The organism is Zoogloea sp. (assembly GCF_041908905.1).
Lineage (GTDB): Bacteria > Pseudomonadota > Gammaproteobacteria > Burkholderiales > Rhodocyclaceae > Zoogloea.
In genome coordinates this window covers 51,308-72,989 of the sequence record NZ_JAYREK010000019.1, presented here as the reverse complement: position 1 = coordinate 72,989, position 21,682 = coordinate 51,308, and the positions used below count along the sequence as shown (strand labels likewise).

Sequence of the window (21,682 nt, the reverse complement as noted above, 5' to 3'; positions counted from 1 at the left end):
TTCTGGGCCGCTGGCGGGCGTTTCGGCTTCGGGTGTGGGGGTCGGTGCATCGAGGGGCGTTTCATCGCCCTGCGGGCCTGCCAGCAAGGCGCGGGCCGCTTCGAGGATGCGGCGCACCGCGGCCGGGCCTTCGCCGTCGTGGGCGCTGTTCGCCAGGTCGTTGAAGTCGGTCGGGGCCTTGCGGGTGTCCTGGTAGCCCTGCCAGCGCCCGGCCGGGTCCGCCCACTCGGGCGAGGCGACCACACCGCCCACCGCCCGGGCGGCTCCGCGTGCCCGGAGCTGGCCCGCGTTGCGGCGCTTGTGGGGCTGGCCACAGGCCGGGCAGGTGTCACCATCGGCCACCCGTACCGGCGCCTTGCAGGCGAAGCACTCGCCGAAGGCGTCGTCATCGGCGCACAGGATGAAGCGGGCGCCCGGGTATGCCTCATGCAGGGCACGGGCCACGGCTTCGAGGCTGCCCGCGTCGAAGGCCACCGCCACAGGCCAGCCGCTGGCCTGGTGAATGCTGGCGGCCGTCGCGTAGCCTTCGGCCACGCACACGGGCAGCTCGGGGGCGATCTCGCCAATCAGGTGAAACTTGCCGGCCTTCTCGCCGTGGGGCAGGAAGTCTTTGTCGCGGCCGTCCACCTTGTCGGCGTAGATCGCCTGCAGGCTGTGCAGGGTGCCGGAAGGGCTGCGCATGGGCACCAGCAAGGCGCCCTGAATGCGTTCCTCGCGCCATTCACCGGGGCGCACCTCCTGCCACTTCGGCCAGGAGGCCACCCGCAGGCCGAAGGACGGAACCGCCTTGCGTTGCAGGTAAGGGTGATCGTCCGGCGCCGGCTTGGCACCACTCCATATCGCGTTCGCCTTGCGGCGGGCCTTGTCCCGCTTGGCGCGGGCTTCGGCCTCGCGTTCGGCCCGCTGGGCTTCCATGCGGGCGCGGTTGGCGGCTTCCTCTTCGGGGGTGAGCTGGCGGCCGATGTCGGCCCGCCAGTTCTCCCAATCGAGGCCATCCCGGAAGTTCTGGAAGCCACCGGCCGGCACACCATCGAGGTGCAGCAGATAGGCGCCGTCCTTCTTACCCTTGGGGCCGTCCCGCAGCTCGCAACGGTGCAGCTTGCCATCAGCGTCGAGGTGATCGGGCAGGCGCAGGCCGCGGGCCGAAGCGGCGGCCCGGAATTGGTCGAGGATGGAAGCGGTATCGATCATGCCGCCGGCCACCCCGAAACCTGTTTCAGGCGCTGTGCGAGGGCTTGCCAACACTCCCCGGCTTCAGGGGCTACACCAAGGGCGCGGGCCTTGTCGTAGGTCGCTTCCTTGCCTACTTCCCAGGGAGCAGGGGCCGCGGCTTGAATGGTTCGGCGCAGGCGTTCCACGGCCAGCCAGAGGGCCAGGTATGGGCGATGCTCAGGGGCTGCCTTGCCGGTGATCGCGGCGGCCAGTTCGTCGGCTTGTCGCAGATCTTCCGCCAACAGATCGCCCAGGGGGGGCAGGAGGGAGCCGCCAGGCGCAGGGGCGGCGCGTTTCTTCCGGGCCATTACCGGCCCCCTTCCTTCGACGCCTTGCGGGCCGCATCACGGGCCACCACCCGGGCGGCAAGCCAGGCGTTGATTTCCGATTCAACCCAGCCGACAGCCTTGGGGCCAAGCTGGATAGGGGCCGGGAAGGTGCCGGCCTTGATACCGTCGTAGATCGTGGAACAGGCCAGCCCGGTACGGGCTTCGACTTCGGGCCGGCGAAGGATTGCAAGGGGAGTATCCGGGGCGCGGGTGACTTGCATTGCCATGTTTTTTCATCCTTTTGGATCGCTCCGGGCGGAACTACTCGGAGCACATGGCGGCATTTTCTGAATCCCCCGCGCGATTGTCGGGGACGCTTCCCTATGGCAATTCTTCGGAAGTGTCCCCCGGACCTTCTTCAACTTCCCTGCGTTGCCACCACTTCTTTACCGTGTCGGCATCTATCAGGGTGTCGAAAGCCTCGGACACAAGGGCGGCGGCAACTTCAATGCACGGCGCTCCATAGGCGTAATCGAACATCTCGCAAAGGCGGACGGCCAGGGCGCGAGCGTCCGCAGATTCCGAGTTAGGACGTGGTACGACAGGGGTGTAGGCGGCAGACTTGGCGGCAAGATCGGAAAATGCACGAAGCCGGTAGGTAAGCCCCCGGTGCGTCCCCTCGCTGAAAATCTCAAGACTTGCGTTCTTCATGTCAGGTGGGGAGAACCTGTAGCCCGGAAACTGAAGCGTCGAATGCCCTTCAATCAGTTCGGCAAGCTCTTTCGCCAGACTGGCGGCTTTCTGTCCGGCTCTCTTGATCTCCGCCGCGGTGCGTTTTTGAGCCGGAGCCAGGAAGCAAAAAGCCGCATCGCGGGCCACCCACGACACCACGGAATCAAAGCACCACCCGTCACGTTTGACGGTCATTGAACAGAGTTTTCCCCAGGCATTCAAGGCAGCTTCTCGGGTCGTCAATCGCTCCAACGCCTCGCGATCTTTTGGAGAGGAATGCGGGTGAACACATTGCATCAACAAATACGAAACACGCTCCCGAAGCGGAAGGCTTTCAAGCCATTTTGAATACTTTTCTGCCCGCTCATAGACTGACAGGCCGCTCCAGTCTGGATTTTCAGGCGTTGCGCTCATGCCGCCCCCCGGCCGGGCAGTTCTACCACCTCCGCCCCCGCCTTGAGCCGCCCCAGGTAGTCCGCCCATAGATCCATCATCCGGCGTCGGTCCTTGATGAACTTTGTCCGGTTGTAGGCGGTGCCCAGGGCATCGGGCACGGCGTGAGCAAGCTGGTGTTCGATCACTTCCCGGTCAATGCCAAGCTCTTCATGCAGGATCGTCCGGGCCATCGCCCGAAAGCCGTGCCCGGTCATCTCGGTTTTCGTGTCGTAACCCATGCGGCGCAGGGCGGCATTCACGGCGGCGTCACTCATGCACTTCTTCGGATCGCGTCCGGCGAAGACATGCCGGCCCCGGCCCGTGAGCGGGCGCAGCTCTTGCAGGATCGCCACGGCTTGAGGGGCGAGGGGCACGAGGTGAGGCGTTGTCACGCCCTTGCGCTTCCATCCCTTCATGCGTTCGGCCGGAATGTTCCATTCACCCTTTTCAAGGTCGATTTCGGCCCATTCCGCTTTCCGCAGCTCGCCAGGGCGAACGAACACCAAGGGGGCGAGCTGAAGGGCGCTTTTCACGGTCAGCGTGCCCCGGAAGGCATCGATAGCCCGCAGCAGGCCTGCCACTTCGGCCGGGTCGGTGATCGCTGGCATGTGCTTCTCTCGAGTCGGGGGCAGGGCGCCGCGTAGATCGCCCGTAGGATCGCGTTCGGCCGGTCCGGTGGCCACGGCATAGCGGAACACCTGCCCGCAGTTCTGTAAGACACGGTGGGCCGTTTCGAGGCGCCCCCGGGCTTCGACCCTGCGGGCCACGGTCAGCAGGTCAGGGGCGGTAATGTCGGCAATGGGCTTGCTGCCAATCCAGGGGAACACGTCACGTTCCAGGCGGCGCAAGATCTTGTCTGCATGGCCAGGAACCCAGGTGGGCAGCATCTTGGTGAACCACTCCCGGGCGATGGCTTCGAAGCTGTTTGCCTGTGCGTCTTCGCGGGCCGCCTTGTGGGCCTTGCGGTGTTCGCTGGGGTCTATTCCATCCGCCAGGAGCCGGCGGGCTTCGTCCCGGCGCTCCCTCGCCATCTTGAGAGTCACATCGGGGTAAGCCCCCAGGGCGAGCAGCTTTTCCTTTCCGTCCACCCGGTACTTGAGCCGCCACAGCTTGCCGCCGCTGGGCTGCACCAGCAGGTAAAGCCCTTTTTCGTCCGCCACCTTGCGGGCCTTCTCGCCAGGCTTCAGGGCCTTGATCTGGGTTTCGGTCAGGGGCATGGGGGTATCTCCGGCTTGGGGGTATCCCAGCCGTGGGGGTATCGTCGGGGGGATACCCCCTACATACCCCAGGATCTACCCCCACGAGAGGCCGGCTTAGGGCGGAACGTGCCGGAACGGTAGGGATAAAAAAAGCCGGGAAAGCCTTATTTTACTTGGCTTTCCCGGCTTTCCCGGCTTTGTCCGGAACGCTCCGGAATCGTTCTTGGTGGAGCCGGGGGGAATCGAACCCCCGTCCGCAAGTCCTCTACAGTCAGTTCTACATACTTAGCCGACCTACTTGGATTTAACCCGGAGTTTAGCCAGTCGGCAGGCCGACTACGGGCGAGTCACCTTGAATTTCGCGCGGGACCAAGTAACCCGGACCGTTGCTAGTTCCTGTAAATGACACTGCATTGGGTTTTACCCCACCTGACCCAGGAACGAATCAGTGCAGCGGCTTAGGCCTTAAGCGGCCAGAGCGAAACGCTCGTCGTTGGCGTTTGTAGTTTTCCAGTTGATTTACGAGGTGACTGGTCCTCGGTATGCCCTGATCTGCTTTGCAACCCACGTCGAAGCCAGGTCGGCCCCAATTTTGCTGCCTTGGTTAGTTTCGGCAAACGCCGAAAGGTTCCCAATCATAACACGCGATCAGCGATTTTTCAGAAACGCGAGGATTTCCCGTGGGTGGGCGATGATTGCGTCAGCTTGCCAGGCGTCTATGGGCTCGGCGCTGCCGAGATAGCCGTAGGCGACGGCCAGGGTCGTCATGCCAGCAGCTCTGCCGGCGTGGATGTCACGGATGTCGTCGCCGACGTAGAGGCAGCGTGTGGGCTCGACGCCAGCACCGGTGCAGGCGTGCAGCAGCGGGTCGGGAAAGGGCTTGGGCCGGGCGGCAGTGTCACCGCCCACGACGCAGGCGCAGCGTCCGCTGAGACCGAGGGCGTCGATGATTGGGTGCGCCAGGCGCTCGGCCTTGTTCGTGACCACGCCCCAGGGGATGCCCCGCTCGTCCAGACTGTGGAGGAGCGCCTCCATGCCCTCGAAGAGCCGGGTCTCGACGCACAGGGTGTCGTTATAAAGCTCGAGAAAGCGCGCGGCCAGTGGCGCGTATCCGGCAGCGTCGGGCGTCAGGCCGAAGCCCACGCCCAGCATGCCACGAACGCCATGGGAGACCTGGGGGCGCAGCAACTCGAAGGGCGTGGGCTCGAGGCCGTGCTCGCGCTGCAGCCGGTTGAGGGCGCCGGCCAGGTCGGGGGCGGTGTCCGCGAGTGTGCCGTCGAGGTCGAAGAAGACGGCGTCAGCCATTCCGGGTCGTGCGCATGAGGTAATTGACGTCGGTGTCGCGGCCGAGGGAATAGACCTTGCTGAAAGGGTTGTACTGCATCCCGATGATCTCTTCGACGTCCAGCCCGGCTTCACGCACGTAGCGGGCGAGTTCGGAAGGTTTGATGAACTTGGCGTACTCGTGAGTGCCCCGCGGCAGGAGGTTGAGGACGTATTCCGCGCCGACCACGGCCATCAGATAGGCCTTGAGGTTGCGGTTTAGGGTCGAGAAGAAGACGCTCCCACCGGGCTTTACCAGCGTCGCGCAGGCACGGATGGTGCTGGCCGGAACGGGGACGTGTTCGAGCATTTCCATGCAGGTTACGACATCGAAGCTGGCCGGGCATTCGCGTGCAAGGTCTTCGGCGGAGATGTGGCGGTAATCCACTTGCTGCCCGCTCTCGAAGAGGTGCAGCCGGGCGACGCCGAGGGCCTTGTCGGAGAGGTCGACGCCGGTGACCTGGGCGCCCCGGGCAGCCATGGATTCGGCCAGGATGCCGCCGCCGCAGCCGATATCGACGACCTTCTTGCCGGCAATGCTGGCGTTGGTATCTATCCAGTCGAGGCGCAGGGGATTGATCTGGTGGAGCGGCTTGAACTCGGATTCGGGGTCCCACCAGCGGTGGGCGAGGTCACTGAATTTCTGCAGTTCGGCGGGATCGGCGTTCATGAAACAGCATCCGGAAAGTGATCGGTCAGGCTGGGATTGTATTGCGAGAGCCGGGCAGTGGCCACGGTTGGCTGAAAAACAAAAAGCCCTGCAGGGCAGGGCTTTTTGACGACTGACGCGAAGTCAGAAGGACGGCGCGAATTACTTGGTGCCGATCACTTCGATTTCGACGCGACGATCCGGCTGCAGGCACTCGACCAGCTTCTTGTTCTTGCCGCTGTCCTTGCCGAGGTTGTTGCACTTGCCGGCGGTCACGGGCTGCTTCTCGCCCTTGCCTTCGGTGTAGACGCGGTTGGCTTCGACGCCCTTGCCGACCAGGTAGGTCTTGACGGCGGCGGCACGCTTCTCGGACAGCTTCTGGTTGTAGGAGTCGCTGCCGATGCGGTCGGTGTGACCGACGGCCAGGATGACTTCCAGCTTCATGTCCTTGGACTTGGCGGCGAGATCGTCGAGCTTGGCCTTGCCGGCGGGCAGCAGGACGGCCTTGTTGAACTCGAACAGGGTGTCGGCGGCCAGCTTGACCTTTTCGCCAACCGGGGCGACGGCAGCCGGAGCAGCGGCGCGGGCGCCAGCGGCCGGAGCGGCGGCGGGGGCGCACTTGTCGGCCGGGACGACGTCCTTGTCGCACTCGCAGCCGACCGGCAGGTTGCCGGCCATGGTGTTGGTGGCGGCAGCCGGGGTCCAGTAGCCGGTGCGCCAGCAGAGGTCGAAGCCGCTGCGGGCAACGACATTACGCGCGTCGATCACGTAAGGCACTTCGCCTTTCGTGTCAACGACGATGTCTTTGGCGAAGCTGGCGGAGGCAGACAGGCCGAGGGCGGCCAGAGCGGCGGCCATCAGCAGTTGTTTTTTGGCTTGTTTGATCATCGTTTTCCTCGTCGCAAGGCAAAGGGTAGAACCGGAAAATTCTTAAAACTTGCTGGAGTTCGCGTGATGAACTCAGGCAGCATATCCAATTCATTGGCGGAGCCTATTCTGCCATAGGCGGGCGGTGCTCAATAGCTCCGTGTTGGTTATTTGCAACAGTCTGCCGCCTTGTACGCGGGGCCTTCCTGCCACCCAGACGTCCGAGACGTCGTGCCGTCCGAGCACGTGGACGAGGTGCGAAACCGGGTGAAAGCAGGGTAGCGCGTCGGGGTCGGAGACGCGCACGGCGCAGAGGTCGGCGGCCTTGCCGGGGGAGAGGGAGCCGATGAGGTGGTCGAGGCCGAGGGCTCGTGCGCCGTCCAGGGTGGCCATGCGCAGGGCGCGGTGGGCGGGCAGGGCTGCGGCGTCGCCGGTGGTGAGCTTGGCGAGCAGGCTGGCCTGCTGCATCTCGCGGAAGAGGTCGAGCCGGTTGTTGCTGGCAGCGCCGTCGGTGCCGAGCCCGACGTTCAGGCCCCTGTCGAGCAGCCGGGCAGCCGGGGCGGCACCGCTGGCGAGCTTCATGTTGGAGGTGGGGCAGTGGGCGATGGCGCAGTTGTGGAGCGTCAGGCGATCGATGTCGCCGTCGTCGAGATGAACGGCGTGCACGCCGATCAGGTTGGGGCCGAGCAGGCCGAGCTGATCGAGCCGGCTGATCGGTCGTTGGCCGAAGTCGCGCAGGCTGTCGTTTATCTCGCTGAGGGTTTCGTGGATGTGGATGTGGATGGGCAATTCGAGCTCGTCGGCCAGGGAGGCGACGCGTTCGAGGGTCTTGTCGGCGACGGTGTAGGGGGCGTGGGGCGACAGGGTGAAGTGGATCAGCGGGTCGTCGCGCCAGGCGTCGAAGGTGGCGAGGCCCTTGCTCAGATAGTCGTCGGCGTCGGAGGCGTATTGCGACGGGAACTCGATGACGGTGATCCCGAGCACGCCCCGCAGGCCGAGCCGGCTGAAGGCCTCGGCGGTGGCCTCCGGGTAGAAGTACATATCGTTGCAGGTGGTGATGCCGCCGCGCAGCATCTCCGCGGCCGCCAGCAGGCTGCCGTCGCGGACGAAGGTCGTCGAGGCGTGGCGCGTTTCGGCGGGCCAGATGGCTTCGTTGAGCCAGCGCATCAGGGGCAGATCGTCGGCGAGGCCGCGCATCAGCGTCATGGCGGCGTGGCAGTGCAGATTGACGAGCCCGGGGATCAGGACATGCTCGGTGAGGCTGACGGTTTCCGCGGCGGCGTAGCGCTGGCGGGCATCGGCGGTGGGCAGGATGTCGACGATGCGGCCGTCCAGGACGGCGACGGCATGGTGTTCCAGGGTCGTGTCGGAGGGCTCGACGGGGATGATCCAGCGGGCTTCGATGAGGAGGTCGACGGTGGGGGGCGGCGTCATGGCGTGGGCTTCGGGCAGAAAAAAACCCCGCCATGGCGGGGTTTTGGTGGGCAATGGCCAGGTGCGGCCAGCTTACTTGGCAGGGCCCTTGACGTCCACGGTGACGCGGCGGTTGGGGGCGAGGCATTCGATCAGCTTCTTGCGCCCGAGCTTGTCGTCGCAGCTCTTGATCGGCTGGGTCTTGCCGGCGCCCATGGTTTCGACGTTGGCAGCCTTCACGCCCTTGCCCAGCAGGTAGGCCTTGACGGCGTCGGCGCGCTTCTCGGAAAGCTTCTGGTTGTAGCCCTGGGAACCCAGGCGGTCGGTGTGGCCGGTGATGATCAGCGAGTCGATGGTGGCGCAGTTGCCCATCTTGGCGATCACGGCCTGGTCGAGGGTGGTTCTGGCGGCGCCGGTCAGCGCGGCCTTGTTGAAGGCGAAGGTGCTGTCGGCGGCGAGGTTCACGCTGAAGTCGCAGCGGGCCGGAGCGGCCGGTGCCGCGGCTGCCGCTGCGGCGGGGGCGCTGGCGACGCCGCGGGCGGTGGCGGGCACGCAGGTGTCGGCGCCCAGCACGTCCTTGTCGCACTGGCAGCCGACCGGCAGTTCGCCGGCCTTGACGGCGCCGGCGGCGGCCGGGGTCCAGTAGCCGGTGCGCCAGCACAGGTCGAAGCCGCTGCGGGCGACGACGTTGCGCTGGTCGACGACGTAGGGTACTTCGCCCTGGCCGTCAACGACGATGTCCTTGCTCTGGGCCGTGGCGCCGAGGCTGGCAAGCATCAGCAGGGTGGCGGACGCCAGGCGGAATGGGGTGGCGATCATGGGGTTTCCTCCTTGAGACGATTGGGCTGTCTGCGCGCCCGTATCGGGGTGGTCGAGTGGCGCGATTAGAGCACAGGCTGACGCCCGGCAACAACGCATGGGGCGGAGTCTGTTTCGTGCCGCCGCGCCGCAGGCGGCCGGGCGGGGGAGGGGCCGCCGGGAAAGGGGCGCGCGGCGTGCTAGAATCACCGTTTTTCGTCTCTTCGACGAATAGTCGATTTCCCGCAGTGCCATGATCCCGTTCGCCAAAGAAACCATCCCCATCAGCCTCGAAGACGAGATGCGCCACGCCTACCTGGATTACGCGATGAGCGTGATCGTCGGGCGGGCGCTGCCCGACGTGCGCGATGGTCTTAAGCCCGTGCATCGCCGAGTGCTCTACGCCATGCACGAACTCGGTAACGACTGGAACAAAGCCTACAAGAAATCGGCGCGTATCGTCGGTGACGTGATCGGTAAGTATCACCCCCACGGTGACCAGTCTGTTTACGACACCATCGTGCGGATGGCCCAGGATTTCTCGCTGCGCTACATGCTGGTCGACGGCCAGGGCAACTTCGGCTCGGTGGACGGCGACAGCGCGGCGGCGATGCGTTACACCGAAATCCGGATGGCCAAGATCGGCCACGAGCTGCTGGCCGACATCGACAAGGAAACCGTCGATTTCGGGCCCAACTACGATGGCTCCGAAAAAGAGCCGCTGGTGCTCCCGTCGCGCATCCCCAACCTGCTGATCAACGGCTCGGGGGGTATCGCGGTGGGCATGGCCACCAACATCCCGCCCCACAACCTCTCCGAGGTGGTCGACGCCTGCCAGAAGCTGCTGGCCGAGCCGGACGTCAGCATCGACGAGCTGATCAAGATCGTCCCGGCGCCCGACTTTCCCACCGCCGGCCTGATCTACGGCCTGGCCGGCGTCCAGGAGGGCTACCGCACCGGCCGCGGCCGGGTCATCATGCGTGCCCGCACCCACTTCGAGGACATCGGCAAGGGCGACCGCCAGGCGATCATCGTCGACGAGATCCCGTATCAGGTTAACAAGAAGAGCCTGATCGAGAAGATCGCCGAGCTGGTCAACGAGAAGCGCATCGAGGGCATCAGCGACATCCGTGACGAGTCCGACAAGTCGGGCATGCGTGTGGTGATCGAACTCAAGCGCAACGAGATGCCCGACGTGGTGCTGAACAATCTGTTCAAGCAGACCCAGCTGCAGGACACCTTCGGCATGAACATGGTGGCGCTGGTCGATGGCAAGCCGCGCCTGCTGGATCTGCGCCAGATGCTCGAGTGCTTCCTCGCGCATCGCCGCGAGGTCATCACCCGCCGCACCATCTTCGAACTGCGCAAGGCCCGCGAACGCGGTCACATCCTGGAAGGCCTGGCGGTGGCGCTGTCCAACGTGGACGAGATCATCGCCCTCATCAAGGCCGCGCCCACGCCGCCCGACGCCAAGCGGGCGCTGATGGCGCGCCAGTGGCGCTCGCAGCTGGTCGAGGAGATGCTCGCCCGCGCCGCCTCCGACAGCTTCCGCCCCGAAGGCCTGGCCCCCGAGTACGGCCTGTCGGCCCAGGGCTACCGGCTCTCCGAGGCCCAGGCCCAGGCCATCCTCGAGCTGCGCCTGCAGCGCCTCACCGGCCTCGAGCAGGACAAGATCGTCGGCGAATACCGCGACGTGATGGCCCTCATCGCCGACCTGCTCGACATCCTGGCGCGCCCCGAGCGGATCACCGCGATCATCAGCGACGACCTGTCGGTCATCAAGCAGCAGTTCGGCGACCCGCGGCGTTCCGAGGTGGTGATGAACACCGCCGAGATCAACATCGAAGACCTGATCGCGCCCCAGGACATGGTCGTCACCTTGTCCCACACCGGCTACTTCAAGCGCCAGCCGCTCACCGACTACCGCGCCCAGAAGCGCGGCGGCCGCGGCAAGCAGGCGGCGGCGGTGAAGGACGACGACTTCGTCGACCAGCTCTTCGTGGCCAACACCCACGACCACATCCTGTGCTTCTCCAACCGTGGCCGGCTGTACTGGCTCAAGGTGTATGAGGTGCCGGAGGGCAACCGCAACGCCCGCGGCAAGCCCATCGTCAATCTCTTTCCGCTCCTCGAGGGCGAGAAGATCACCGCGGTGCTGCCGGTCAAGGAGTTCGACGAAGGTCATTTCATCTTCATGGCCACGGCCCAGGGCACCGTCAAGAAGACCCCGCTCACCGATTTCGCCAACCCGCGCAAGGCCGGCATCATCGCGGTCGGCCTCGACGAGGGCGATTACCTGGTCGGCGTGGCGATCACCGACGGTCAGCACGACGTGATGATGTTCTCCGACGCCGGCAAGGCGGTGCGCTTCAGCGAGAACGACGTGCGCCCGATGGGCCGCCAGGCCCGCGGTGTGCGCGGCATGATGCTCGAGGACGGCCAGACCGTGATCGCCATGCTGGTGGCCCGCGACGAAGAGCAGGGCGTGCTCACCGCCACCGAGAACGGCTACGGCAAGCGTACCCCGATCGGGGAATACACCCGCCACGGGCGTGGCACCAAGGGCATGATCGCAATCCAGACCAGCGATCGCAACGGCAAGGTCGTCGCGGCCACCCTGGTCACCGAGAAGGACCAGATCATGCTGATCACCACGGCCGGTGTGCTGGTGCGCACCCGCGTCTCCGAGATCCGCGAGATGGGCCGGGCGACCCAGGGCGTCACGCTGATCTCGGTGGATGAGGGCAGCAGGCTCTCCGGCGTGCAGAAGATTCTCGAGAGCGACGAAGACGATCAGGACGACGGCGGCGAAGCCGGTGCCGACGCCTGAGCAGACTGAGGCAGGAAGGATTCACACGATGCGGATTTTCAATTTCTCGGCCGGTCCGGCGGTGTTGCCGACGGCCGTGCTCGAACAGGTGCGCGACGAACTCCTCGACTGGCACGGGCGGGGCATGAGCATCATGGAGATGAGCCACCGGGGCAAGGATTTCTCCGGCGTCATCGAAGAGGCCGAGGCCGACCTGCGCGAGCTGATGGGCATTCCGGCCAATTACAAGGTGCTCTTCCTGCAGGGCGGGGCCACCCAGCAGTTCGCCCAGATCCCGATGAACCTGCTGGCCGGCGGCTCGGCCGACTACGTGCTCACCGGCTCGTGGTCCAAGAAGGCCTGCAAAGAGGCCCAGCGCATCGGCAGCGTGCGGGTGGCCGGCTCCACCGAGGCCGACCGCTTCACCCGCGTGCCGCGGGCCGACGAGCTGCAGTTCGACCCCCGCGCCGCCTACGCCCACCTCTGCACCAACGAGACCATCCACGGCGTCGAGATGTTCGAGCTGCCCGCGCTGCCGGCTGGCGTGCCGCTGGTGGCCGACATGAGCTCCCACATCCTGTCGCGTCCGATGGACGTGTCGCGCTACGGCCTGATCTACGCCGGCGCGCAAAAGAACATCGGCCCGGCCGGCCTCGTGATCGTCATCGTCCGCGAAGACCTGCTCGGCAAGGCGCAGCCCTCCACGCCCAGCGTGATGGACTTCGCCACCATGGCCGAGCACGGCTCGATGCTCAACACCCCGCCCACCTTCGGCATCTACCTCGCCGGCCTGGTGTTCAAGAACCTCAAGGCCCAGGGGGGCCTGGCGGCGGTCGAGCAGGCCAACATCGCCAAGGCGAAGCGTCTTTACGACGCCATCGACGGCAGCCAGGGTTTCTACGTGAACCCGGTCGAGGCCGCCAGCCGCTCGCGAATGAACGTGCCCTTCACGCTGGCCAACCCGGCCCTCGACGCCGACTTCCTGGCCGAGGCTGCCGAGCGCCAGCTGTCGGGCCTCAAGGGGCACAAGTCGGTGGGGGGCATGCGTGCCTCCCTCTACAACGCGATGACCATCGCCGGTGTCGAGGCGCTGGTGGATTTGATGCAGGATTTCGCCGCGCGCAAGGCGTGAGCGGCACGGCTTTTCAGGAGATCGCATGAAAGAGGCGATGCAGAAGGAACTGGGCGTGGTGCGCGACCAGATCGATTCCATCGACGCACAACTGCTCGAACTGCTCAACCGGCGGGCCCGTTGCGCCGAGCACGTGGGCGAGATCAAGTCCCGCTACGGGGAGGCCGGCCACGTCTACCGCCCCGAGCGCGAGGCCCAGGTGCTGCGCCGCATCCAGTCGCTCAATCAGGGGCCGCTGCCCAACGAGAGTGTCACCTTCTTCTTCCGCGAGGTCATGTCGGCCTGCCTGTCCCTCGAGAACCCGCTGGGGATCGCCTTCCTCGGCCCCCTGGGCACCTTCTCCGAGAGCGCGGCGGTCAAGCATTTCGGCCACGCGGCGCGGCTGGCGCCCCAGGCGGCCATCGACGACGTGTTCCGTGAGGTCGAGGCCGGCCATGCCCAGTATGGCGTGGTGCCCGTCGAGAACTCCACCGAGGGCGCGGTCGGCCGCACCCTCGACCTGCTGATGGGTTCGCCGCTCAAGATCTGCGGCGAGGTGGTGCTGCGCATCCACCAGCACCTCATGAGCCGCGAAACCAGCCTCGGCGCCATCACCAAGGTGTATTCCCACGCCCAGTCCCTGGCCCAGTGCCACGAGTGGCTCAACCGGTCGCTGCCCGGCGTGCCGCGGATCTCGGTGGGCAGCAACGCCGAGGCCGCGCGGCTGGCCGCCAGCGAGCCCGGCACCGCGGCGATCGCCGGCGAGGCCGCCTCCGAGCGCTATGACCTGCCGCGCCTGGTCGAGAACATCGAGGACGAGCCCAACAACACCACCCGCTTCCTGGTGCTCGGCCGCCACGACGCCGGCCCCAGTGGCGCCGACAAGACCTCGCTGATCATGTCGGCCGCCAACCGCCCCGGTGCGGTCCATGAACTGCTCGCGCCGCTGGCCGCCGCGGGCGTCTCCATGAGCCGTCTCGAGTCCCGCCCGGCCCGCGCCGCGCTGTGGGAATACGTCTTCTACGTGGACATCGAGGGCCACCGGGAGGCGCCGGCGGTCAAGGCCGCCCTCGAAGCCCTCGTGGCCGACGCCGCCTACCTCAAGATCCTGGGCTCCTATCCCCAGGCCGTGTACTGATTTCCCGACTGGAGTGACCGATGCGTTTGTGTGACCTGGCACCCGCCCATATCCGGGCCATCTCCCCCTACCAGCCCGGCAAGCCGATCTCCGAACTGGCCCGCGAGATGGGCCTGGATGAAGCGTCCATCGTCAAGCTCGCCTCCAACGAGAACCCCCTGGGCGTCGGTGAAAAGACCCGCGCCGCCATGCAGCAGGCGCTGGTCGATATCGCCCGCTACCCGGACGGCAACGGCTTCGAGCTGAAGGACGCGCTGTGCCGCCGCTACGGCGTCGCCATGGACCAGATCGTGCTCGGCAACGGCTCCAACGATGTGCTCGAGATGGTCGCCGGCGCCTTCCTCGGCCCCGAGCGCGAGGCCGTCTTCGCCCAGCACGCCTTCGCCGTCTATCCGCTGGCCACCCAGGCCGCCGGCGCGAAGGGCATCCAGGTGCCCGCACGCAACTTCGGCCACGACCTCGACGCCATGCTGGCGGCGATCACGCCGGCCACCCGGGTGGTCTTCATCGCCAACCCCAACAACCCGACCGGCACCTTCATCCCCGGCCCCGAGCTCGAGGCCTTCCTCGGCCGCGTGCCGGCCGACGTGCTGGTGGTGCTCGACGAGGCCTACACCGAATACCTCGCGCCGGCCCAGCGCTACGACGCGATCGGCTGGATCCAGCGCTTCCCCAACCTGCTGGTGTCCCGCACCTTCTCCAAGGCCTACGGCCTGGCCGGCCTGCGGGTTGGCTACGGGCTGGGCAACCCGGCGGTCATCGATCTGCTCAACCGGGTGCGCCAGCCCTTCAACGTGTGCAGCGTCGGCCTCTCCGCGGCCGCGGCGGCGCTGTTCGACGATGACTTCCTGCAGCGCAGTTTCGAGGCCAACGCGGCCGGCATGCGCCAGCTCACCGAGGGCTTCCAGCGTCTCGGCCTCGACTGGATCCCGTCGGCCGGCAACTTCGTGACCTTCAAGGTCGGCGACGGCGCGGCGGTCAACGCGGCGCTGCTCCAGCGCGGCGTGATCGTGCGGCCCATCGGCGGCTACGGCATGCCCGAGTGGCTGCGCGTCTCCATCGGCCTGGAGGCCGAGAACGCCCGCTTCCTCGAAGTCCTGCCTGATTGCCTGGTGTGAGCATGGCCGGCGTGAAGAAGGTCGGCAAGCTCGTCATCTGCGGCGTCGGGCTGATCGGAGGCTCCTTCGCGCTGGCCCTGCGCCAGGCGGGGCTGGTCGAGCGGGTGGTCGGCATCGGCCGGCGCCCCGAGCCCCTCGCCGCGGCCCGCGAGCTGGGCATCATCGACGAGGCTGCCACCGGCTGGGCCGAGGCCCTCGCCGGCGCCGAGCTCGTGCTGCTGGCGATGCCGGTCGGCCAGATGGATGCCGTCGCCGCCGCCATCGCGCCACATCTCGAGGCGGGTACCATCGTCACCGACGCCGGCAGCACCAAGCGCGACGTCATCGAGGCCATCTATCGCCACTTCGGCCCGCATCTCGCCACCGTGGTGCCGGCCCACCCGATCGCCGGCGCCGAGAAGAGCGGCCCCTCGGCCGCCCGCGCCGATCTCTACCGGCAGCGCAAGGTGGTCGTCACCCCGCTGCCCGAAAACAACCCGGCCGCCGTCGCCCGTGTGCGTGAGCTGTGGGAGGCCTGTGGCGCCGTGCTGCGCGAGATGAGCCCCCAGGACCACGACCGGGTCTTCGCCGCGGTCAGCCATCTGCCGCACCTGCTGGCCTTCGGTCTGGTCCATGACCTGGCGGGCCGGGCCAACGCCGAACAGCTCTTCAGCTACGCGGCCAGCGGCTTCCGGGATTTCACCCGGGTCGCCGGCAGCCACCCCGAGATGTGGCGCGACATCTGCGTGGCCAACCGGCACTCCCTGCTGGCCGAGCTCGACGCCTACCTCACCGAACTGGCCTACCTGCGCGCGCTGCTCGCCGAGGGCAACGGCCCGGCCCTCGAGCGGGTCTTCGACGAAGCCAGCCGGGCCCGCAACACCTGGGCCGACAAGGCCTTCCCCGCCCCGCCGTCGGGCGAGTGACACAAGGATCTTCCATGGAATTCATCGATCTGCCGCCGATGCTGCGTGCCACGGGCACCGTGCGCCTGCCCGGCTCCAAGAGCATTTCCAACCGCGTGCTGCTGCTGGCGGCCCTGGCCGAGGGTGACACCCTGGTCGAGGATCTGCTTGATTCCGACGACACCCGCGTGATGCGCAACGCCATCGTCGCCCTCGGCGTCCAGGTGGCGGAGGAGGGCGGCGCGCTGCGTGTTTCCGGCTGCGGCGGGCGTTTTTCGACGCTCCGCGCCGATCTCTTCGTCGGCAACTCCGGGCTCAGCATCCGCACCCTGGTGCCGGCCATCGTGGCGTCCCTGTCGGGTTGCGACGATGCCGCCGCCGAGGTGCGCCTCTCCGGCGTGCCGCGCATGCACGAGCGCCCTATCGGTGATCTGGTGGACGGCCTCACCCAGCTCGGCGCCCGGGTCGAATGGCTGGGCGAGCCCGGCTATCCGCCGCTGGCCCTCAAGCCGGCGACGCTCTGCGCCGAGCGGGTCAGCGTGCGCGGCAACGTTTCGAGCCAGTTCCTCACCGGCCTGCTGCAGGCGGCGCCGCTGGTGGCGCGGGACAAGCCGCTGGTGATCGAGGTCGAGGGCGAGCTGATCAGCCGGCCGTACGTTGAGATCACCCTCAACCTGATGGAGCGCTTCGGCGTGCGGGTCGAGCGTGAAGGCTGGAGCTGCTTCACGGTGCCGGCCGGCCAGCGCTACACCTCGCCGGGGAGGATCGCCGTCGAGGGCGACGCGTCCACCGCCAGCTACTTCCTCGCTGCCGGGGCGCTCGGCGGCGGTCCGGTGCGCGTGGTGGGCGCCGGCCGTCGGAGCATCCAGGGCGACGTGAAGTTTGCCGACGCGCTGGCCGTGATGGGCGCCGAGATCAGCTGGGGCGACGACTGGATCGAAGCCCGGGCGCCGGCCTCCGGCAAGCTCAAGGCCTTCGATCTCGACCTCAACCACATCCCCGACGCAGCGATGACGCTGTCTGTCGCGGCGCTCTTCGCCGACGGGCCGAGCACCCTGCGCAACATCGGCAGCTGGCGCGTCAAGGAGACTGACCGCATCGCCGCGATGGCAGCCGAGCTGCGCAAGCTCGGGGCAACGGTGGATGAGTTCCCCGAGAGCCTGCGCGTCACGCCGCCCGCCGCCCTGCGGCCAGCGGTGATCGACACTTACGACGACCACCGTGTGGCGATGTGCTTCTCGCTGGTGACCCTCGGCGGCCCCTACGTGCGCATCAACGACCCGAAGTGCGTCAACAAGACTTTCCCCGAATACTTCCAGACCTTCGCCGGCATCACCCGGCCGGTGCCGGTGCTCGCCATCGACGGGCCGTCGGCCTCCGGCAAGGGCACCGTGGCGGCGCGGGTCGCTGCGGCGCTGGGCTTCGACCACCTCGACAGCGGCGCGTTGTACCGCATCGTCGCGCTGGCGGCCCTCGACAAGGGGGTCGCCCTCGACGACGAGGCCACGGTGGCCGCCCTGGCGTCAGCCCTGCCGGCGCGTTTCGAGGGCGACCGGGTGCTGCTCGACGGGCGTGACGTGACCGACGCCATCCGCAGCGAGGCCTGCTCCGTCGGCGCCTCGCGGGTCGCCGTGCTGCCGGCCGTTCGGGAGGCGTTGTTCTGGCGCCAGCGCGCCTATCGCCGCGGGCCCGGCCTGGTGGGCGAGGGGCGCGACATGGGCTCGGTGATCTTCCCGGACGCCCCGGTCAAGATCTTCCTTACCGCCTCCGCCGAGGCGAGGGCGGACCGCCGTTATAAGCAGTTGATCGGTAAGGGAATGCCTGCTAACATGGACGATCTTCTGAGAGACTTGCGCGAGCGCGACGAGCGGGATTCCCGACGTGCGGTGGCGCCGCTCCGTAAAGAAGACGATGCGGTGCTCCTCGACACCTCCGACATGACCGTCGATCAGGCGGTCGATTTCGTGATGGCCGAGGCCGCCGCGCTCAGGTAGCCGCTTCAAAAGTTCAGTCCTCCAGCCCCAGTCGGGCGCTGGGGGTTTTTCAACCAGGAGCCGTCTCACGACGGTTGTAAGGTTCTTTTTTCATATGTCCACTGCCACCCCTGTTTCCCTCGAGGATAGCTTTGCCGCGCTGTTCGAGGAGTCTCTCAATCGCCAGGAAATGCGCGCCGGTGAAGTCATCACCGCCGAAGTCGTGCGCATCGACCAGAACTTCGTGGTCGTCAATGCCGGCCTGAAGTCCGAGAGCTACATCCCGGTCGACGAGTTCCGCAGCGACCGCGGCGAGCTGACCGCCCAGGTCGGCGACTACGTTCAGGTTGCCATCGAGCAGCTCGAGGACGGCTACGGCGAGACCCGCCTGTCCCGCGACAAGGCCAAGCGCATCGCCGCCTGGAACGACCTCGACAAGGCCCTCAACGACGCGATCCTCGTCAAGGGCATGATCACCGGCAAGGTGAAGGGTGGCCTGACCGTCATGGTCAACGGCATCCGTGCCTTCCTGCCGGGTTCGCTGGTGGACATGCGTCCGGTCAAGGACACCACCCCGTTCGAAGGCAAGGAATTCGAATTCCGCGTCATCAAGCTCGACCGCAAGCGCAACAACGTCGTCGTTTCCCGCCGCGCCGTGCTGGAAGCCTCCATGGGTGAAGAGCGTCAGAAGCTCCTCGAGACCCTCAAGGAAGGCACTGTCGTCAAGGGTATCGTCAAGAACATCACCGACTACGGCGCGTTCGTGGATCTGGGCGGCATCGACGGCCTGCTGCACATCACCGACCTGGCCTGGCGTCGTGTGCGTCACCCGTCCGAAGTCCTGTCCGTCGGCGACGAACTCGAAGCCAAGGTGCTCAAGTTCGACCAGGAAAAGAACCGCGTCTCCCTGGGCCTCAAGCAGCTGGGCGAAGATCCGTGGGTCGGCATCTCCCGCCGCTACCCGCAGGGCACCCGCCTGTTCGGCAAGGTTACCAACATCACCGACTACGGTGCGTTCGTTGAAGTCGAGCAGGGCATCGAAGGCCTGGTTCACGTCTCCGAAATGGACTGGACCAACAAGAACATCCACCCGACCAAGGTTGTCCAGCTGGGCGACGAAGTCGAGGTGATGATCCTCGAGATCGACGAAGACCGCCGCCGCATCTCCCTGGGCATGAAGCAGTGCATGTCCAACCCGTGGGACGATTTCGCCATCAACCACAAGAAGGGCGACAAGGTCCGCGGCCAGATCAAGTCCCTGACCGACTTCGGCGTGTTCATCGGTCTGGAAGGCGGCATCGACGGTCTGGTTCATCTGTCCGACCTGTCCTGGTCGCTGACCGGCGAAGAAGCCGTCCGCCAGTACAAGAAGGGCGACGAGGTCGAGGCCGTGGTGCTGAACATCGACGTCGAGAAGGAGCGCATCTCCCTCGGCATCAAGCAGCTCGAAGGCGACCCGTTCACCAACTTCATCGCCACCCACGACAAGAACACCCTCGTGACCGGCACGGTCAAGACCGTGGATGCCCGTGGCGCCGTGATCGCCCTGAACGACGATGTCGAAGGCTACCTGCGTGCTTCCGAGTACTCCCGCGACCGCGTGGACGACCTCTCCCAGCTGCTGAAGGTCGGTGACTCCGTCGAGGCCCTGATCATCAACGTCGATCGCAAGACCCGTGGCATCAACCTGTCGATCCGCGCCAAGGATCAGGTCGAGCAGAACGAGGCGATGAGCAAGCTGGCGTCTGACAGCGGTTCCGCTGCCAGTGGCACCACCAACCTGGGTGCGCTGCTGAAGGCCAAGCTCAACGAGCAGAAGTAAGCGGTTCGGGCATGACCAAGTCGGAGCTCATCGCCCGGCTGGCGGAGCGTTTTCCCCAGCTGGTCGCGAAGGACGCCGAGTTCGCGGTAAAGATGATTCTCGATGCGATGACCGACGCCCTGTCGCGGGGTGATCGCATCGAGATCCGCGGTTTTGGCAGTTTTGCCCTCAACTACCGTCCGCCCCGGGTGGGGCGCAATCCGAAGTCCGGTGAAAAGGTGCAGGTGCCCGAGAAGTATGTGCCTCACTTCAAGGCCGGCAAGGAACTGCGGGAACGTGTGGACATGATGGGCTGATGCCTGTCGGTCTCCCGGCCCGGTGGCCATTGGCCCGATCCAGAAGGCGGCGAAAGCCGCCTTCTTTTTTTTGTTCACGTCAGGGATAATTTCGGGCATGCGCCTGCTTATCTGGATCTTCCGGCTGTTCCTTTTCCTGCTGCTCTTCGGGTTTGCAGTGAAGAATGACGACGTGGTCGTCCTGCGTTTCTTCTTCGGTACCCAGTGGCAAGTGCCCCTGGTGCTGGTGATCCTGCTGTTCGTCGTGCTCGGTGTGCTGATCGGCGTGACGGCGACCATCGCCACCCTTTATCGCCAGCATCGCGAGATCGGCCATCTGCGCGGGGAGCAGGGGCGTGCTGCGCCTGTCGAACCCGTCCGCCAGCCGCCGCTGGCCCATGGCCCGGATCTGCCGGAGACCTACTGATTCCATGGAATTCGAACTCTGGTGGTTGCTGGCGTTTCCGCTGTTCTTCGTGCTGGGCTGGCTGGCCGCCCGCATCGACATCAAGCACGTGGTCAAGGAGTCGCGGGCGCTGCCGCGCACCTACCTGACCGGGCTCAACTTCCTGCTCAACGAGCAGCCCGACAAGGCCATCGATGCCTTCATCGAGGCGGTCAAGATCGACAACCAGACCGTCGAGCTGCACTTCGCGCTGGGGAGCCTGTTCCGCCGCCGTGGCGAGACGGATCGCGCGATCCGCATGCACCAGAACCTCATCGATCGTGAGGATCTCTCCGACGATCAGCGTCAGCATGCGCTCTCCGAGTTGGGCCTCGATTTCCTCAAGGCCGGCCTGCTCGACCGGGCGGAGGCCGTCTTCGTCAAGCTGCGTGGCACCCGTTTCAACGACTTTGCCCTCAACAACCTCCTCGACATCTACCAGCAGGAGAAGGACTGGAAGAAGGCCATCGAGATCGCCGAGGTCCTGCCGCACCACGAAGGCGTGCTGTGGGAAAAGGAAGTGGCCAACTTCCATTGTGAGCTGGCGGCCGTCGCCATGGCCAACTCCCGTTTCGACGAGGCCATGGAAAGCCTCGTTCAGGCCCTCGAGCTGAACCGCAAGTCGGTGCGCGCCAACATGCTGATGGGCGACCTCTGCGCCGCCCGCGGCGATGACCGGGCCGCTCTCGAGGCCTGGAAGAAGGTCGAGAACCAGAACCCGATGTACCTCGCGCTGGTCGCCGAGCGCATCATGGACGCCTACCGCCGGCTCGACGAGCTGGAGCAGGGCATGCAGCTGCTGCGCAGCTACCTCGACAAGTATCCGTCCCTGGACCTCCTGGACGCGGTGTTCCAGTGGGAGCTGCAAAAGGAGGGGCCCCAGGTGGCCTATCAGCTCGTCCGCGACGAGCTGCGCCGCAACCCGACCCTGCTCGGGCTCGACAAGCTGCTCGAGGCCGCGCTCCTCACCGCGCCGGCCGAACAGCGCACCGACATCGAGCTCGTCAAGAGCCTGGTCCATGGGCATACCCGCCGCGTCGCCCGCTACCGCTGCGACGCCTGCGGCTTCAAGGCCCGCCAGTTCTACTGGCGCTGCCCGGCCTGTGGTGGCTGGGAGACCTATCCGCCGAAGCGGACCGAGGAATTCGACCTGACCCCCTGAGGCGCCGCTGCCTCGCCGGGGGCAGGCCTGGCAACATCCGTGCGCGTG

20 protein-coding genes and 1 other RNA gene are annotated in these 21,682 nt (G+C 66.4%); 10 read left to right on the top strand and 11 right to left on the bottom strand.

Going from position 1 to position 21,682, the window contains the following annotated elements; genetic code table 11:
* From ACE3OU_RS11770 to ACE3OU_RS11720, 11 genes are all read right to left on the bottom strand, one after another.
* The coding region (locus ACE3OU_RS11770; RefSeq protein WP_374241751.1) for a toprim domain-containing protein at positions 1-1,191 on the bottom strand (1,191 nt) is incomplete at its 3' end.
* Positions 1,188-1,454 carry a hypothetical protein gene (locus ACE3OU_RS11765; RefSeq protein WP_374241750.1) on the bottom strand — a complete coding sequence of 89 codons (267 nt, stop codon included), beginning with the start codon at positions 1,452-1,454 and terminating at the stop codon, positions 1,188-1,190. The genes ACE3OU_RS11770 and ACE3OU_RS11765, both read right to left, overlap by 4 nt.
* A 65-nt stretch (positions 1,455-1,519) precedes the next feature.
* Positions 1,520-1,768, bottom strand: a complete 249-nt coding sequence (locus ACE3OU_RS11760) for a helix-turn-helix transcriptional regulator (RefSeq protein ID WP_374241749.1) — start codon at positions 1,766-1,768, stop codon at positions 1,520-1,522.
* A 94-nt stretch (positions 1,769-1,862) separates the two neighbouring features.
* Entirely contained in the window at positions 1,863-2,627 is a 765-nt protein-coding gene (locus tag ACE3OU_RS11755) for a hypothetical protein (RefSeq protein ID WP_374241748.1), read from the bottom strand.
* Complete coding sequence (locus tag ACE3OU_RS11750; RefSeq protein ID WP_374241747.1) at positions 2,624-3,865, bottom strand: tyrosine-type recombinase/integrase; 1,242 nt, start codon at positions 3,863-3,865, stop codon at positions 2,624-2,626. The genes ACE3OU_RS11755 and ACE3OU_RS11750 overlap by 4 nt, the downstream gene beginning before the upstream one ends.
* A gap of 206 nt (positions 3,866-4,071) precedes the next feature.
* Positions 4,072-4,435: a transfer-messenger RNA gene (ssrA, locus tag ACE3OU_RS11745) on the bottom strand.
* 60 nt (positions 4,436-4,495) lie between these two features.
* A complete protein-coding gene (locus ACE3OU_RS11740; protein WP_374241746.1) occupies positions 4,496-5,152 on the bottom strand; it encodes an HAD family hydrolase in 657 nt (218 codons plus the stop codon).
* Positions 5,145-5,840, bottom strand: coding sequence for a bifunctional 2-polyprenyl-6-hydroxyphenol methylase/3-demethylubiquinol 3-O-methyltransferase UbiG (gene ubiG, locus ACE3OU_RS11735; RefSeq protein ID WP_374241745.1), 696 nt, complete (start codon positions 5,838-5,840; stop codon positions 5,145-5,147). The genes ACE3OU_RS11740 and ubiG overlap by 8 nt, the downstream gene beginning before the upstream one ends.
* Positions 5,841-5,981: 141 nt before the next feature.
* Positions 5,982-6,707 (bottom strand): OmpA family protein, encoded by a 726-nt coding sequence (locus tag ACE3OU_RS11730; protein ID WP_374241744.1) that lies wholly within the window; start codon positions 6,705-6,707, stop codon positions 5,982-5,984.
* A gap of 90 nt (positions 6,708-6,797) precedes the next feature.
* Complete coding sequence (locus ACE3OU_RS11725; protein WP_374241743.1) at positions 6,798-8,120, bottom strand: TRZ/ATZ family hydrolase; 1,323 nt, start codon at positions 8,118-8,120, stop codon at positions 6,798-6,800.
* 72 nt (positions 8,121-8,192) lie between these two features.
* Positions 8,193-8,918, bottom strand: a complete 726-nt coding sequence (locus ACE3OU_RS11720) for an OmpA family protein (RefSeq protein ID WP_374241742.1) — start codon at positions 8,916-8,918, stop codon at positions 8,193-8,195.
* A 232-nt stretch (positions 8,919-9,150) separates the two neighbouring features.
* On the opposite strand from ACE3OU_RS11720, the gene gyrA reads away from it, so the two are divergent.
* The 10 genes from gyrA to lapB all read left to right on the top strand — a co-directional run bounded on the left by gyrA (position 9,151) and on the right by lapB (position 21,634).
* Positions 9,151-11,727 (top strand): DNA gyrase subunit A, encoded by a 2,577-nt coding sequence (gene gyrA / locus ACE3OU_RS11715; RefSeq protein WP_374241741.1) that lies wholly within the window; start codon positions 9,151-9,153, stop codon positions 11,725-11,727.
* A 28-nt stretch (positions 11,728-11,755) separates the two neighbouring features.
* Positions 11,756-12,838 (top strand): 3-phosphoserine/phosphohydroxythreonine transaminase, encoded by a 1,083-nt coding sequence (serC, locus tag ACE3OU_RS11710; RefSeq protein ID WP_374241740.1) that lies wholly within the window; start codon positions 11,756-11,758, stop codon positions 12,836-12,838.
* 37 nt (positions 12,839-12,875) lie between these two features.
* Positions 12,876-13,955 (top strand): prephenate dehydratase, encoded by a 1,080-nt coding sequence (gene pheA, locus ACE3OU_RS11705; RefSeq protein ID WP_374241754.1) that lies wholly within the window; start codon positions 12,876-12,878, stop codon positions 13,953-13,955.
* 20 nt (positions 13,956-13,975) lie between these two features.
* Positions 13,976-15,073, top strand: coding sequence for a histidinol-phosphate transaminase (hisC, locus tag ACE3OU_RS11700; RefSeq protein ID WP_374241739.1), 1,098 nt, complete (start codon positions 13,976-13,978; stop codon positions 15,071-15,073).
* 11 nt (positions 15,074-15,084) lie between these two features.
* Positions 15,085-15,978: a prephenate dehydrogenase gene (locus ACE3OU_RS11695; RefSeq protein WP_374241753.1), complete on the top strand. Its 894-nt coding sequence runs from the start codon at positions 15,085-15,087 to the stop codon at positions 15,976-15,978.
* Between the two features lie 14 nt (positions 15,979-15,992).
* Complete coding sequence (locus tag ACE3OU_RS11690; protein WP_374241738.1) at positions 15,993-17,951, top strand: bifunctional 3-phosphoshikimate 1-carboxyvinyltransferase/cytidylate kinase; 1,959 nt, start codon at positions 15,993-15,995, stop codon at positions 17,949-17,951.
* Between the two features lie 94 nt (positions 17,952-18,045).
* Positions 18,046-19,752 (top strand): 30S ribosomal protein S1, encoded by a 1,707-nt coding sequence (gene rpsA / locus ACE3OU_RS11685; RefSeq protein WP_374241737.1) that lies wholly within the window; start codon positions 18,046-18,048, stop codon positions 19,750-19,752.
* 11 nt (positions 19,753-19,763) lie between these two features.
* Positions 19,764-20,048, top strand: coding sequence for an integration host factor subunit beta (locus ACE3OU_RS11680; RefSeq protein WP_079434022.1), 285 nt, complete (start codon positions 19,764-19,766; stop codon positions 20,046-20,048).
* A gap of 97 nt (positions 20,049-20,145) precedes the next feature.
* On the top strand, positions 20,146-20,454 hold the full coding sequence (locus tag ACE3OU_RS11675) for a lipopolysaccharide assembly protein LapA domain-containing protein (RefSeq protein ID WP_374241736.1): 309 nt from the start codon (positions 20,146-20,148) through the stop codon (positions 20,452-20,454).
* 4 nt (positions 20,455-20,458) lie between these two features.
* Positions 20,459-21,634 carry a lipopolysaccharide assembly protein LapB gene (lapB, locus tag ACE3OU_RS11670; RefSeq protein WP_374241735.1) on the top strand — a complete coding sequence of 392 codons (1,176 nt, stop codon included), beginning with the start codon at positions 20,459-20,461 and terminating at the stop codon, positions 21,632-21,634.
* Positions 21,635-21,682: the final 48 nt, after the last annotated feature.

What these genes read in the sequence shown, in the direction of transcription:
- ACE3OU_RS11760 (WP_374241749.1), bottom strand. Translation starts at nt 1,768, where the DNA reads ATGGCAATGCAAGTCACCCGCGCCCCGGATACTCCCCTTGCAATCCTT.
- ACE3OU_RS11755 (WP_374241748.1), bottom strand. Translation starts at nt 2,627, where the DNA reads ATGAGCGCAACGCCTGAAAATCCAGACTGGAGCGGCCTGTCAGTCTAT.
- ACE3OU_RS11750 (WP_374241747.1), bottom strand. Translation starts at nt 3,865, where the DNA reads ATGCCCCTGACCGAAACCCAGATCAAGGCCCTGAAGCCTGGCGAGAAG.
- ACE3OU_RS11740 (WP_374241746.1), bottom strand. Translation starts at nt 5,152, where the DNA reads ATGGCTGACGCCGTCTTCTTCGACCTCGACGGCACACTCGCGGACACC.
- ubiG (WP_374241745.1), bottom strand. Translation starts at nt 5,840, where the DNA reads ATGAACGCCGATCCCGCCGAACTGCAGAAATTCAGTGACCTCGCCCAC.
- ACE3OU_RS11730 (WP_374241744.1), bottom strand. Translation starts at nt 6,707, where the DNA reads ATGATCAAACAAGCCAAAAAACAACTGCTGATGGCCGCCGCTCTGGCC.
- ACE3OU_RS11725 (WP_374241743.1), bottom strand. Translation starts at nt 8,120, where the DNA reads ATGACGCCGCCCCCCACCGTCGACCTCCTCATCGAAGCCCGCTGGATC.
- ACE3OU_RS11720 (WP_374241742.1), bottom strand. Translation starts at nt 8,918, where the DNA reads ATGATCGCCACCCCATTCCGCCTGGCGTCCGCCACCCTGCTGATGCTT.
- gyrA (WP_374241741.1), top strand. Translation starts at nt 9,151, where the DNA reads ATGATCCCGTTCGCCAAAGAAACCATCCCCATCAGCCTCGAAGACGAG.
- serC (WP_374241740.1), top strand. Translation starts at nt 11,756, where the DNA reads ATGCGGATTTTCAATTTCTCGGCCGGTCCGGCGGTGTTGCCGACGGCC.
- pheA (WP_374241754.1), top strand. Translation starts at nt 12,876, where the DNA reads ATGCAGAAGGAACTGGGCGTGGTGCGCGACCAGATCGATTCCATCGAC.
- hisC (WP_374241739.1), top strand. Translation starts at nt 13,976, where the DNA reads ATGCGTTTGTGTGACCTGGCACCCGCCCATATCCGGGCCATCTCCCCC.
- ACE3OU_RS11690 (WP_374241738.1), top strand. Translation starts at nt 15,993, where the DNA reads ATGGAATTCATCGATCTGCCGCCGATGCTGCGTGCCACGGGCACCGTG.
- rpsA (WP_374241737.1), top strand. Translation starts at nt 18,046, where the DNA reads ATGTCCACTGCCACCCCTGTTTCCCTCGAGGATAGCTTTGCCGCGCTG.
- ACE3OU_RS11680 (WP_079434022.1), top strand. Translation starts at nt 19,764, where the DNA reads ATGACCAAGTCGGAGCTCATCGCCCGGCTGGCGGAGCGTTTTCCCCAG.
- ACE3OU_RS11675 (WP_374241736.1), top strand. Translation starts at nt 20,146, where the DNA reads ATGCGCCTGCTTATCTGGATCTTCCGGCTGTTCCTTTTCCTGCTGCTC.
- lapB (WP_374241735.1), top strand. Translation starts at nt 20,459, where the DNA reads ATGGAATTCGAACTCTGGTGGTTGCTGGCGTTTCCGCTGTTCTTCGTG.